Annotated in this window: 11 protein-coding genes; 5 read left to right on the top strand and 6 right to left on the bottom strand. The window is 55.9% G+C overall.

All coding sequences use genetic code 11. The features are described from left to right. Positions 1-428: hypothetical protein (locus WNZ15_RS25210; RefSeq protein WP_342895812.1), on the bottom strand; the 428-nt coding region annotated here is incomplete at its 3' end. A gap of 510 nt (positions 429-938) precedes the next feature. Between WNZ15_RS25210 and WNZ15_RS25215 the strand changes: the two genes are divergently transcribed. The 5 genes from WNZ15_RS25215 to WNZ15_RS25235 all read left to right on the top strand — a co-directional run bounded on the left by WNZ15_RS25215 (position 939) and on the right by WNZ15_RS25235 (position 8,287). Beyond that, positions 939-1,448 carry a hypothetical protein gene (locus WNZ15_RS25215; protein ID WP_342895813.1) on the top strand — a complete coding sequence of 170 codons (510 nt, stop codon included), beginning with the start codon at positions 939-941 and terminating at the stop codon, positions 1,446-1,448. Between the two features lie 271 nt (positions 1,449-1,719). Next, positions 1,720-5,529 (top strand): hypothetical protein, encoded by a 3,810-nt coding sequence (locus WNZ15_RS25220; protein WP_342895814.1) that lies wholly within the window; start codon positions 1,720-1,722, stop codon positions 5,527-5,529. Positions 5,530-6,015: 486 nt separating this feature from the next. Then, complete coding sequence (locus WNZ15_RS25225) at positions 6,016-6,402, top strand: hypothetical protein (RefSeq protein WP_342895815.1); 387 nt, start codon at positions 6,016-6,018, stop codon at positions 6,400-6,402. A gap of 393 nt (positions 6,403-6,795) precedes the next feature. Further along, positions 6,796-7,251 (top strand): hypothetical protein, encoded by a 456-nt coding sequence (locus WNZ15_RS25230; RefSeq protein ID WP_342895816.1) that lies wholly within the window; start codon positions 6,796-6,798, stop codon positions 7,249-7,251. Beyond that, positions 7,244-8,287, top strand: a complete 1,044-nt coding sequence (locus tag WNZ15_RS25235) for a serine/threonine-protein kinase (RefSeq protein ID WP_342895817.1) — start codon at positions 7,244-7,246, stop codon at positions 8,285-8,287. Before WNZ15_RS25230 ends, WNZ15_RS25235 begins: the two co-directional genes overlap by 8 nt. Positions 8,288-8,507: 220 nt before the next feature. Here the strand turns inward: WNZ15_RS25235 and WNZ15_RS25240 are convergent, their stop codons facing one another. The 5 genes from WNZ15_RS25240 to WNZ15_RS25260 form a co-directional block, all read right to left on the bottom strand. After that, the gene (locus WNZ15_RS25240; RefSeq protein ID WP_342895818.1) at positions 8,508-9,248 is read right to left on the bottom strand and encodes a hypothetical protein; all 741 of its coding nucleotides are present in this window, start codon (positions 9,246-9,248) and stop codon (positions 8,508-8,510) included. A gap of 109 nt (positions 9,249-9,357) precedes the next feature. Beyond that, the gene (locus WNZ15_RS25245; protein ID WP_342895819.1) at positions 9,358-10,437 is read right to left on the bottom strand and encodes an SAVED domain-containing protein; all 1,080 of its coding nucleotides are present in this window, start codon (positions 10,435-10,437) and stop codon (positions 9,358-9,360) included. Positions 10,438-10,445: 8 nt separating this feature from the next. Next, positions 10,446-10,907 carry a Mov34/MPN/PAD-1 family protein gene (locus WNZ15_RS25250; protein WP_342895858.1) on the bottom strand — a complete coding sequence of 154 codons (462 nt, stop codon included), beginning with the start codon at positions 10,905-10,907 and terminating at the stop codon, positions 10,446-10,448. Between the two features lie 2 nt (positions 10,908-10,909). Continuing rightward, on the bottom strand, positions 10,910-12,625 hold the full coding sequence (locus WNZ15_RS25255) for a ThiF family adenylyltransferase (RefSeq protein WP_342895820.1): 1,716 nt from the start codon (positions 12,623-12,625) through the stop codon (positions 10,910-10,912). Then, entirely contained in the window at positions 12,622-13,848 is a 1,227-nt protein-coding gene (locus tag WNZ15_RS25260) for a nucleotidyltransferase (RefSeq protein ID WP_342895821.1), read from the bottom strand. Before WNZ15_RS25260 ends, WNZ15_RS25255 begins: the two co-directional genes overlap by 4 nt. Positions 13,849-14,033 lie beyond the last annotated feature (185 nt).

Consider the following 14,033-nt stretch of genomic DNA (forward strand, 5'->3'; position numbering starts at 1 on the left):
ACCCCCGGGCTGAGGCGTTCGGACGTTCGCACCGCCATGGCGGATGCGTATTTGATCGCGTGTTTGACGGAAAGGGGGGGCGACGAGGGAACGTCCAGGCCCTCGGAGATGCGAACAAGAAGACGAAACCTCAACGAGGCGTTCGGTAGTTTAGAATTGAAAAGACAGGTCCGCGCCTCTTGCAGGCTCGTCGCGGTCTCCTCTCGACCAAGACCGATGCGGTCGCGAACGGCATCGACGGCGCCGACCGCCAGGGACAACCCGTCGACGGATTCGATCATCGCGATCATTCCGCAGAGTTGCTCTCGGGTTAGGGTACCGATCCCCGAGAGGATGTCTGTGGCGCGTATGTCGGGAGCGGCAGGTTGAATTGCTGCGAACACGTCTTCGTTCAGTCCGGGGGCGGAAGCCGGATGGTTCACGATCATGGAAACTACTTCTACCCTCTTAGCTGTCACACCACATAGTCGTGACACGTCACTCAGTGAACAATGTCCACCGGACGATCTCAATTATCAAAATTCACTAAATGAATGCCTATACTCGGCTGTAGACTGAAACTGATCGTACTCCATCTCAGATCCATGTATCACCCTCCGTGTATAATGCACAGACTTCTACAACCTTAGAACCTTTGGTAACTCGGTTCAGTCGGATTACATGTCATCTGATCGCTTGCCGGGGCGTCTCGATTCCTAAGGTGGCTGACTGGTCCTGGAGCAACCCGCCAGGCAGCTTCGCGTTCCCATTTTAGTCATTCGGGCTACCGAATGCCCTTCCTGGAAGCGGACACCAATGATTGGGAAGGCTTCACCTGTTCCAATTAGGTGTACCCAAATGGAAGTGCCGGCGGAGAAAGCATTTTAACCAATAGGTAAGGCAAAAAGGCGGTTGACTGCTACTTTCGGGTTAAGTCTAGACAACAAATTTACGGTCGAATGATGATGGTCGGAATTGCCGATTTTATATCAAACAGACTAGCGGGAAGCCTCTGGCACACCACGTCTGTGGCCCGCTTTGGATCCATTCTAGCGACCGGCTTCATCATGGTGGAGCCTGGGTTGCCTGAAAAGGAGCGGTACGGAGGTGACCCCTTTGTGCGCTCTTTGGGTGGAGTCAGTCTTTTCGATTTTCCGGCTGGGTTTGACTTCGAAAAGTACAACGCAGAAATCCCCACCAACTCCCTCGGGGAGTTTGTCCCCTTCAAACGGTCGTGGGGGCATTCTGTGTGGCTGCGGCTTGATACGGATGCCTTGGCACTAGGTATTCGGTCGGGAAAGGCCATAAGGGCGCTTTGGAAAGACCTGGGGTCAGTAAAAAGATTTATTGCAGAGGTTGAAGGGGCTCACCTGGGCGACATACCGATAGGCGAAATTGCAGATGCCTATCAAATTGGTGAAGGTGATGAAGATTGGACATGCCTAAATCACACACTCCGGCTCGCGTGACGATAGAATACTCAACGGTCGCAACGCATCCCCATCTAGAACATCCCGCCAAACGTTTTCCTCACCTGAAAGCTGACTTCCAAGAACCTGGCTTCGTTTGACCTTTTTTGTTGGTGCCACGGGATTGCTGCCAATCATAAATATGTGTGATTGGCAGACTGTTGCCGTGATTATGAGGTCGACCATACAATCGAAGCTGATCGGCATTTAATCTTCGATCGTGGGTGATCCTGTCGTTTCGCCGACGATGCGTTCGGGCTAGAAAGACGACATGTTTACGGTCCATCCAGACGAGATCAAAGACTTCACTGGCGACGAACTTGTCGAGTTGTTGCGCCGTCTCCTCTACGCTGAAGCCCACAAGGCCGGTGTTCCGCTGCGAGGAGTCCATGTTCCGCTCCAGATCACCGTCGCTGATGGCGGTCAGGACGCCAGCATCATTTGGACTGGTGGCGAGGCCTCGACCGATTATTTCCCCGGACGCGACATCGTCTTTCAATGCAAGGCGAAGGACAAGGGCAACGGTCACTGGGAACGGGAGGTCTGGACCAAACCGACCCAAAAGAAGTCCGTCCGGGTCAAAGTTCTCAACGGTGCTGTGCGTGATGTCCTTGCGCGCGGTGGTAGCTATATTGGCATCACGACTACAGCGCTCGTCGGAAACAAGCCGGCCGACCGCATCAAGGCGATCAAGAAGGGCATCACGACAGCCAGCGGTAATCCCGCAAATCTCGCCGCGGTTGATGTCTATGAGGGAAATAAGCTCGCCGCTTGGGCCAGCGCGCACCCCGGCGTCGCAGTCTGGATCAAGCAACGGCACGCTTCGATCGACCTCGCCGGCTTCTCAACCCTCGATCAATGGGGAAAGCGCGCCGACATCGCTGCGCCCCCGTTCATCGACAGCCCCGACCGCAAATTTTCGCTCGGCCCCTATGAAGCCGACGCGATCGAGTTTTCCCAGCTCGCTGCGCGCCTCGTCTCCGAATTGGACGAGCCTGGGGCTTCCGCTCGTATTTGGGGGGCCTCGGGAATCGGCAAGACCCGCATACTCTATCATGCGCTTAGCACCAGCACTGGCCTACTCAGGGGCCTTGCTGCCGCCAACTTCATCTTCTGTGATTTCGGCCAGGTTAGAGATCGACTCTGGGATGTCGCGAACCAGATCGTGAAGGAAGGCTCGGCCGCAGTTCTTGTCGTGGACGGATGCCCCCTTGATAAAGCTCGCGAACTGAACGCACTTGCCGCTACCGAGGATAGCCAACTTCGCGTCATCACAGTAGGCACCGAAGGGCTCGACCATGACAATCATTGCGTCATGGTCCGGCCCTCCAAGGCTGATCGTTCGACGATCAGGGGCATCCTCAAGTCCAAATTGACCAAGGCTAAGGGCGACGAACTCGACTATATCGCCGATCTTTGCGATGGCTTTCCTCGCATCGCTGTGCTCGCCACTGAGAGTTACGAGAAGAACGCGATCCTGAAGTCGGTGGACGATGTAGCGCAGCAGATTCTGGATGCGGCCGGTGCTAAACACGAGACAATACGCGCTCTCGAATGTCTCGCGCTCTTCACCAGCCTTTCGCCAGATGATAATCCAGCAGCCTTCGATGGACTCGCCGAGATTCTCGTCCATATGAAGGGTGAATTGATGTACGAGAATCTCGTCATCGCCTCCCGGCAGCATCTGGTCGAACTCGATCACGGATCGATGACCGTGCAGCCACGTCCGATCGCCGACTTCCTCGCGCTGCGCCGCCTCGATTATCTCCGCCCTTCGACGCTGATCGGATTCCTCAACAACGCACTGCCGCAGCACCGCAACGCCATGCTCGCGCGCTGGCGCTTCCTCGCGCGGTCCCGTACGCTCAGCGAAGTGATCCATATATTGCTGCGTAGCTCGTTTGCCGATACGAACATCGTTCATCCTGACGTCGCACCCTATCTTCCGGCCTTCGTCCATGTCGAACCCGACCGCACGGGAACAGCCCTCTATTGGGCGATTGTCCGTGTACCTCTTGCCGATGTCGAGGACATCACCGTCACCAATGAACTTGTCGACGCGCTTCGTCTCCTCGCCTCGCGCAAGAAAAGCTTTAGCCCCGCCGCACAGATCGTGTTGCGCCTCGCTGCTGTTGCCCCCTCAGAGAGCTCTCACCCGATCATGCTGCTATTGCGCCAGCTCTTCCAGGTTGCGCTCGCCGGTACACAGGCCGACGATTACCGCCGGCGTGATACCTTGGAACAGGCGCTCGAGGAAGACGATCCGCGTATACGTCGCGTTGGTGTCGAAGCGCTCGGAGCGATGATCCAGACCCATATCTCACGTTCAGAAGAGTTCGTGCAGATCGGCGCTGAAGCCTATCTTCCGGAATGGGCACCCGACGATCACGGCACGATCAACGCCTATTTCGACTGGGCACTTCAGCGCCTGCTAGACCTTTGGCGCAAGGACATCGAACTACGCCAGGTGATCGAAGAGCATGTCGCGGGCGACATCCGTAATCTCCTTTCGCCCGAGCTTCTTCCTACTCTCGAAATCTTCGTCAAAGAGGTAGTAGCATCCTCGGGGCATTGGTTTGTCGCCACCCGCGGGATCGGCGACTGGCTCTATTTCGATAGGCCCGAAGAACCGACAGACTTCTCGCTCGCTGTGCGAACGCTGTTCGACGCAACCCTCCCGACCGACCCGGTCGATATGATCCGGCTCCATAGCCGCTTCTGGATGTCAGACCTGCACGATCCGGAGAAACGCTATGCCCAAGATCAGGAGAACCCCGACTTCGAGTATTCGGCGCGCCGCGTGCAGGCGCTTGTGCCCGAGATCGCAAAAAATCCGGATCAACTCGCTCGCGTTATCCGTGTCATGGCGAGCGAAAAGATGAATGCGCCGCAGGTCTGTGCGCAAGCTTTAGCGCCTGAACTGTCCGACCCGCTAGGCACTTTCGGGGAGGCCGTTGCCGCGTTGGATGCGGGTGGCACGCGCGACGGAGTGACTTTTGTCGCTTCCCTCCTGTCGGCTCTCGATCGCCTGCTCCAGGATCGGCCCGACGATATTGGCACGCTCGAATCGCTCGCCAAGACATCCGACATGCTCTCCGCCGATCCGATGCGTGTCGTGACCTCGCTCCGCGTCACTGACGAGCGTCTCGATGCCTTCACAAACGACGTCCGCGAGGGCCGCGTTACCCCGACACAAAGCGTCTCGATCTCCTATGGACGTGGACTCGAGGAAGTCGGCCACACCGCGCTTGAGCGGTTTATCTCAGCGCTCCTCGATCGAGGTGATGACGGCGGGGCATGGGCTGCACTTGAGGTCCTTTCTATGGTCACCCACGGCCAGAACGCGATCGTGCCTGAGATGGTCGATCTGGTGAAGCTCGTGATCCTTTCGCCATCGATCGCCGGTGATACCGTAGGCAACGCTTCCAGGGCCGATTATACGTACGATCGAATGCTCCGCCTACTCGACGCCGCTAAAGGAATTGACGCCGATTTCGCACGCCGTTTCGCCCACCAACTCGTATATGCCTGCCGCACGACCGGCCCGGGACGCGGCAGTCCATCGGACATCCTGCGCGGTACGCTCGTCATCGTCATGCAGCGCGCGCCTGCTGAAGTCTGGCCCGTCCTCGCCGCCTTCTACGAAATCGCGACACGGGTCGAACGTGAGCGGCTGAACGCCATCACCTCCGCGATCAAGCCCTTCGCGTATGATGTCTCCCGTATCGGCGCGGGACCTCTATTCGGAACGCCGCTCAAACTCATGCTTGACTGGGTCGCAGAGGATCCGGACGGCCGCATCTCGTTCCTCCTCACCTTCTTCCCGATCCTCAAACAGGAGAACGGCGAGTGGACATGGCACCCAGCGCTCCAGAAGCTCGCCAAGCTATATGGTAACAGAAAGCGGTTCCGTGATGCGCTGCGCCTGCGCATCTATCCCAACTCCTGGGGCGGCTCGCTGAATGCACATCTTATAAGCTTCAAAGCACCGCTCGCCTCCTGGAGCAATGATACCGTCCTCAGCGATTGGGCAAGTATGATGCTCGAGAATGTGAACCGCTCGTTGGAGAGCGATTTCTAAGGGCGCTGACCACGTCCCGTGCCATCATAGCCGGCGATCCTTGGGTGACCCATGCTAAACGGTAAGCGAAGTGCCCCTCGCTGGGAGCTCGGCGACGAGTGGGACATGCTGGAAACTTAAGCGTCGCGGAAGGGGCGCTGTCAGCGGCCCCCTTCGGTGGGCACTTGGAAAGGCAGCTCTCTCACCATCGGCAACCGAAACCCGCCAGTCCCCTCCCGGCCCCAGTCCAGTCATTCTCAGTTTGAGCACAGATTGAATATCCGCAACGAAGTCCGAGTTCAAAATTCCGCAACGCACGTTATGCGAATCCTGGGGAGGGGACCCCTTATTCCGTCCTGTTTTAGATTACGACTTTTCGATACCAGATAAGAGGAGTTCGGAGATGTCATATCACGACAACTACACTCCCGCAAAAGACAGAACCGCGCCCCAACTTGTTTCGTTCCGCCGGCCGTCCTTTAATTAATAAAAAGGAGGTCGTAACCAATGCATGCCGTATTACCACCCAAGATTTCAACTCCCCTTACGCCGATAACAGAAATCCCGTATTTGGAAGCAATGCAGTTTTCTGCAAGCATTGGATCCCTGAGTTCTCTTCGGGAAATGATCCAGGAACTTGAAGATCAAGGTGCAATGTCAGACGAGTTCTCCAAATTCGCATCCTATTGTAAGCGGGCTTCAGAATTCGAAGAGCACTTCGGTCATGATAGCCTGCTTGACCTCTCCCACCCTAGCGTGTCGATACTTATCGAGAATGTTATCAGCCCAAAAGAGTTGCAGGCAATTCGCAATCGACAGGAAACAATAGCGAATGATCCTTCTGCCTCCGAACGAGCTCATGCGTTACGGTCGGAAGGGCGTCTCCTCGTCTGAGTCATTTTCTGGTTGATGGTCCTGTTGTTTTTTCCGAGTCCGGCGGATCAGCTCACCTGCCTCATGCAAGCTATGACACAGGCCGCTTTCTGAAATGCCAGGTCCGCGCACTCGAAAGCAGAAGCCACCAGAACATGGTTTCTGCTCTTCGATGACATATGCCCCGTCGGATTTCACGGTTTCCCACTTGCCCGCCATACTGTTATTCCTTCTGTTGTTTTCATCGTAAGGCGATTTACAAAGTGCTGCTTAAAGAATCCCTTCCGATCCGGTGGAAAGAACTCAATGAGTTTCCTATAGTCGATAACCTTGAGTTGTGGTCGAGCAATAGCATAAGATTATTGTGACCGGGCTACAGAATCGCCAGGGAAGCGGTCCTGATCTGGGGGGGCTATGATCACTATTGGCATTCGCGCCGCGCCGAAGGTCGTCACCTTCGCGATATACGATACCGACGCAGGCTCCATACTAAACGTCGAGAAGATAAAGATTCCGGCAGCGTTCGAAACTCCTGCCGCCTTGAAATATGTCCGCTCGAATCTTCTGGACGTCCTTCGCGAATACAAAGTTGAGCGAGCAGGGGTGAGGGTGACCGAGTCTGTGGCCAACTACCCCAATATCGAACGGATCCAGATCGAAGGCATCATTCAGGAAGCATTCGCAAGCAGCGAGCTGCAATCCTATTACGTGGGCCAGATCGCATCGATCTCCAAGCGTCTCGGCGTAGATCGGAAAAATTTCAAGCCACTTGTCGATGGCGATGATGATCCAGGAGTTGAGAATTGGAAGAAGATGGGAAAGGAAGAGCGGGAAGCGATCCTTTGCGCCATGGGAGCCAAGGATGCTTAAGCCATACCAGAAGGCTGAACTTGCCTTCGACATCATCAAGGAAATCGGACAAGACGGCCGCAATTCGCGAACCTACGTTGCGCGCGACCATCAACTCAATGCCGAGATCGTCATCAAGCAGATCCGGAAGAGCACCCTGAACTCGCCTGACGAATTTTTCGCCGAGTCCCAAGCCCTGTATGCGAGCGCACATCCGAACGTGGTCCAGGTCCATTACGCTTGCTATGACGCTGACCATGTCTACGTGGCGATGCCGTATTATCGCAACGGCTCGGCAAAAGACTTGATCACAGGATGCCATATGACCGTCCGGGAGATCATCACTCTCGGCTCGCAGATCCTTGCGGGTCTGCACAACATCCATTCCAAGGGACTTGTGCATTTCGACGTGAAACCAGACAACATCCTTTTGTCATCGCGGCAGGAAGCACTCGTATCCGACTTCGGGCAAGCGAAGCAGATGAACTACTCAGGGATTGCTGCGCAGGACAGGCATTATACGCCGATGATCGCTCCGGAGGCGTTAGATACAGATCACTTCGAGCGGACATTTGACATCTATCAAGTTGGGTTGACGCTGTATCGTATGTGCAACGGCAACGAGCATTTCTACGCACAGATGGTTAAGTACGGTCCGCCCGCTGCGTTTGACCGTGCGGCGTTCCGCTTCGATGTCCGCAACGGGAAGTTTCCCGATCGGAAGTCCTTTGCCCCACATGTGCCATCAACGTTGCGTAATGTGATCAAGAAATGCTTGGAAACTAATCCGGTGAATCGCTATCAGTCGGCGCTAGACGTGGCAAACGCCATAGCTGGGATAGACGGCGCCTGCCTCGACTGGCGGCTCGTAGAACATGCGGACCGAAAGGTCTGGACAAAAGCGAGCGATGAAACCCAGTATGAGCTGACCGTTAACGCGGATGGAACTACTACCTGCTACAAAAGCGTTAACGGAGGAAAGGCACGCCGTGTGGGCGATGCTTGCAAGGACAAGATTACCGACAAGGATCTCAGGAAGATCTTCACGGACTACTGATGCGCAAGGTGAAGAACAGTCCCAGAAACTACATGAAACGCTCGCAGATGAGACCTGCATGCGTAGTGGTTGAACGCGTGGCAGAAGAACCAAGGAAGCGCACGGCGGAAAACTTCACCAGCGCACTGATCGACAACAACTTCTATGTGAGCTTCCGACTCGAACCGAAGGTAGATAAGCGCAAGTAGCTCCTCTGGACCGCTTGGTGGCGGCCTCGGCCTCAAGCCTCTGCATTCATGTGCTTCACAAATCTGCGAAGGCGCGCGCGTTCCTGAAGATCGGCTGTCATGGCCCGGATACCAAGAGGTTGACCGAGGGGGCGGCTCTTGCGCCCGTCAGCAATCATCTCGCCAACGATAGCCAGTGCCGGATTGATCCGGCGCACCCTCCATCCGTGTTTGTCGGCGAGAGCGGAACATGAGACCATACTGTCAGTGTCCAGAACTGCCAGAGCAACGGTTGCTGCATCCCGGCGAGGGCTGACGTCTTCGAAGACGATCGGATCGAATGTTTCATAAAGCTTGGAGGCGGTAACGACGTTGCCAAACGGTCTGCCGATAACCTTGTTGATCCGCAGCATTTCCTCAAGTTCCAACTCACCTAAAGCCTCGAGAATTTCCATTTTCGATGCTTCGGGAAACTGGGAAATGATCTGATCGTAGTCGAAGATGTCAGCCCATCCTCGCTCGGCGTGTTCACTCATCCAGCGCCCAAGGTAGGCAGCGTCCTCTGACAGCGTCACGCGTTTTAAGATGAAGTTCACAGCTGCCTCGGTATCGACGGCAAGCCTGGTGATCTCCTGTCGCCACTTCTCCTCGTCGATCTCGGACTGCGGCGGATGAGTGAGGCTGTAGATGGCAGCCAGATGACCACCCGCTATTGGTACCATGGATATGCTGGCATCAACGAGCTTCCGGAACAGAGCTCGTTTAGGAGAAGCGGTTGGTAGTGTAATGGGCATGCAATGCTCTTGAATGCGGGCGCCATCCGGCCCCCGAGATTTCGGAGTTGAAGCAAGACGACCTTGAAAGCATGAACAACTATACCATTCGTTCAGAGGGAGCAGATCACTACGCTCGAGCGATCGAAGGTGTCGTCTCGCCGCGAACGGGCATTCGAACTCCCCAAGGATACTTCTTTTCGTTGCTCGCTTCGTATTGGTAGACGATGAGACTTGGGAGATTTCGTTTGTCGTAGCGACGACCCAGGTTGAATACGACGCTGTTTTGAGCGGCCAGAAGGAGATGGATGGTCGTCACTCCCTTCGCCTCAAGGAACTTCGCGGCTTCGAGGAACTGCCCGGCCAAAGCGTTTTGCTTGCCCTGTGACCAATGCGATGAATTTAAGTCAGGCAGAGAAAGCCCAACAACAGGGAGATCGAAGGTCGTCGCGATGTTCTCTGGCCTGACCTGATAGGACGCTGAGACCGCTAACACGACCTCCGCGGCGCTACTGAAGTCTTGGAACCCTTCCATCTTGAAGCGTTGACCGTCGTCCCCGCTGTCCAGGCTGCGCCAGGCCTCACGATTCCTGTCCCAATCCATGACGACGATCTTGCCCTCGTCGTCGAAGATTACCCCGGTAAGGAAGGTCATTGGTACGGGTGTCAGCCCACCGTATACGAGGGTCACGTCCTGAGCGTCCCCGTGCTTCGAATGCTGCTGGATCGTCCGTCGCCCAGCATCTACCTCGTTCAGGAGATCGCCCGGATCAACGATCACGCCGTCTTTCCGCTGCCGTAAGTCCAGCATAATCCCGATCCGGTGACCTATGATCTCTGACGGCACGGCTGCGGTTAGGGGAGAGCCATCGTCGTCCCGCAACCCGCGGCCTTCTATGACAATGACCTTCTTTCTGTCCCGCAGCTCGTTCTCGCGGGAGAACCGCTTCCAACCGATCCAGACACAGAAGACGAAGATCGCGACGAACAGCGCCACGAGGGGCCATTGCACCCACTCCGGGAGAACGTTAGTTGAACCGACCTCGACGGAGTACTCATCTCGGATGGTGGCTTTGACGACCCAGTTCCAACCCAGCAGGGTGACAAGAACAGGAACGCAAGCGACAGCAATCTTTCCTTCGAATCCTCGCGGTCTGAAAAGGAATTTGACGAATTCGCGGATGCTCCAGTCGATCGTATCTCGATACATGGCTGTCTCTACGGCTCGTATTTAATGCGCACGGGTTGCGGGGACATCCCGCACTGATGGAACGTTGCGACCGCGAGGAATTCGCGGAAAGAGTCTGACCTGACGACGAGCAGGACTGCGAATGGAATCTGGCGCTCTCCATTCACGAGATCCTCCATGGATTCCAGATCGGTGAGACTTGGAAAGATTGGAAGCCGGGGATGAGAATGCCATTCGCCAATGTAGTTGTATTTCTCGTAGTCGTAACCGGTCCTTTCGAAGAACGCGTCTAGGAACGTGTTGTGAAAGACGTGATCCCTGACGAAATGTGCCCGTTCGCCCGTCAGCTCATCGACGGAGAAGTCAACGATCTCGAATTGTCCGGGGGTGATTTGCCGTGCCATCAGGATGCCCCCAATCTCCCTGTCGGCGGCACGAGCCAGCATTCTCTTCATCCTATCCACGATCGTCCGAGGAAGGACCAATTGCACTGTCAAGAAGATTCCTCGTCGATGAGATCTGACATCAGTGTTCTGATATCTTCTTCGCTTTGCGCCGCAACCGGCTCCTCCCAAGGCCCAGTTGGTTGCAGGTCGATTGGCCAAGTGTCGAAGGGAGCTGTGAAGATCCAAGCTTTCTTTAAGCCGATGGCATAGGCGGAATGGGGAAATGAGGTTTCTCCGCCTTCAAGGATGTCGAGGGAAAGCCGCGTTGCATGGGCGGCAATAACAGAGATATCGGCGTCGTCAGCGATGAATGGCGGCTCGTCGTCTCCGTTGGTCTCGTAGGGGTTTGCGGTCTCCGTCTGCCAAGGAATTCCATGGTCGTCGCACCACCTCGTGATCTGGTTCCTTGCCGCCAACGGATGGGGATCCGTGTTAGGACGCGCTCTTGCGATGATCCCGCCGATCCCACCGCCGAAAACCTCTGCCCAGATCATCGGCTTGCTGTGCCGTTTTGCAGCGCCGGCGCACAAATTGAACGATGTCGGGTTCGCGGTGGCGTCGACGATGAGGTCGCATTCGCCAATCGATTCAAGCGTAGATTCCATTGCAAGGGCAGAGGTCTGGCTACCAAGAGCGACGCGCCGCGTTTCGATTTCAGTGTCGGTGGCGATCTGGCCGACTCTGTCGGCTAAAGCGTCCACTTTGTGCCAACCGATCGCCCAAGCGTCGAGCTCGTTCCGCACCAAGTTGCCAGCCAGGAAGATATCTTCATCGACGAGGAGGAATTTCCTGACACCAGCACGGGCGAGTGAGGCGGCGACCTTCGAGCCGACCGAGCCGCAGCCTACGATCGCGACGCGGTTCATGGACACTGATTCACGATTCGAAGCGGATCGTTGGGCCAGAACCTCCTCCTCAACGATCCGGTAAGGAACTAGAAATGGATAGCCGTTCTTGCTGCGTACTATGTCAAAAGCGGTCTTACGTCCGCTTTTTTCGAGAACGATAAGGAACGGCCAATCCGACATTGCAAGAAGGGAGGAGAGTTCTGGAACGCATTCGGCGAGGTCTTTGAATTCACCGCCTCCATGAAGCGCTAGCACGCTCATGTCTTGTGCCGTCCGCAATATGTAGCCGGTCCGTATTCCCGGTGCATTCGGTGCGGGTTGCGGGGATATCCAAACCTCGTTGCCGTGTGCGCCTATTGATCTCAGGTGGGCTACTCGGTGGGTCCTGCGTGCAGTAATCGTCAGGGATATCTCCAACACCGCCTCGGGGAGCTGCCTTTCGAGCGGCTCCCATGTACCCTCTGGGACCATCAAGCGCCAGCTCTCGAAGCGCAGTTCCGCTCCAAGCGATGAACGATGCTCCGAGTGAACTGCGGCGGCCTCGCCATCGGAACTGCGCTCAGCAGCAATCAGGCTGTAAGCGCTTTCCACCATCATTGCCCCGGTGACAGCCGGGTCCCAATTGTCCGGACGCCACTGAAGACAAAGCTCCCCACCCGGACCATACTGATGGTCGGAAAGATGAATTTCGCCATGGGGCATAACGATCGGCGGGGTATCAGGGAATGTGGTGGGGTAGATCACCGCCAACGTTAAGTTTTCCCCGCCATGCAAGATCTCCACATCCATGCAGAGCTGAAAGTTGGCGAGGTGCCTGACGCGCACGCTCGTCAACCAATCATTTTCCTCATGAAGGGCGGTAAATGCGGCCCGCTCGGCTCTTGCCCTGTTCTGATCTTCCCACCACCAGATCATGCATAGCCCTGAGGCTTCGTCGGTCGTCTATCGGCATTGGCGAAGCTAGGTGCACCAACAGTGCCTGCGCCTGCCGCTGATACACCAGTCGCAGCACGCAGTAGGCGTGACCCTCCGGTGAGCCGGTCAACCGCGTTGGTTGCAGCTCGGTATCCCATCCTTTGATAGACGGCATCGGCCATGCCCTTATAGTTCGTTGCCTGCGCCGCCGCTCCGAAGTCTGCGCGAGCCTGACGCAGCCATTGGAAAAACGCGTCGGCCTTCTGCGGTTCACGTTCCCACTTGTCAGCGAAATTTTCGAAGGGGTCGGTGGGGTTTGCGATGATGTACTTCTCGCCATCATGAACGATGAACTGATCCATTCGGTCAAGGATAGTAAACAGCGCGCCAGAGATTGTGTCCTGATTCTCATACGAATGAGCCGAGAGCGTGGTAATGATGATGGAGATCGGCCGTAGATCCAGATTACGGGCAAACATGTTGTCTCGGTGTCGTTTGAGAATCATGATCGCCGATTGAAGCGGTGTCTTCACCTTGAAGTCCGGCAAATCCTCCACACTTGCGCGGAAGCCCTGCTTCTGCATTTCCTCCAATATCGCTCGCTTGCGGCGCTCGAATACCACCGCTTGTCTGGATGCGAACCAATTAGAGTAGCCTTTCGGATTGGACCTAGGCCAGGCCTCCGAGAGCACCTGATAGTTGGGCTCCCGCCTGTCCGTGATGGAGATAGCAGTCGAAACCCAACGTGTGTCGAGCATCTTGGCTTCGAGAAGGGTTCTCTGTTGTTCGGTGTTTGGAACGGCTGGAACCACATCCATGTGGAACTGAGCACCGTCGGCATAGTCCAGAACCCAGCAGCGATTACCTTCCCGAACAGGTTTCACCATGCCCTTGGCGTCGTGATAGGCCCTGATCTCGACGCCGATCATTGCCTTCAGTTCTTGCTGGGTCTTGTCGCGTTTGGTCAGAGAGCGAAGCTCTACGACAGAGTCGACGTCATACTCGTCCTCGTCCGTATGTGGACGGATCGCAGTACCCAACCGGAACGAACCTTGGCAGTAGACTTGAGGATCGTACTTCCGGACCGTGCTTTCAGGACGATGAAGCCATTCCCCTAGAGAAGTGTAACTCGTCTGGGCCTGCTCATATCTGTTGTCAGGAACCTCAAGCTCTTTCACCAGAGCTTTAAGGAAGTCCTCGATGGAATTCACATGCACGTTCATGGTTGGGGTACCTCATTGATATTTACATCTTAGGCGCTTGTTTCATGATTTGTTCTCCTCGGCGTCGTCCGGGCATCTTTCGGCGCCCGAAGTTGGTGGAGTGAGGCTTTTGCCTGCACTTGCTTTGTTCAATCCGGACGCCCGAAGACGCCCGGATTCTTTAGTTCTGAGCAGCTTATTGGCCT

Origin of the sequence: Roseibium sp. AS2, assembly GCF_038900065.1 — a bacterium.
In the GTDB taxonomy this organism is placed as follows: Bacteria; Pseudomonadota; Alphaproteobacteria; order Rhizobiales; family Stappiaceae; genus Roseibium.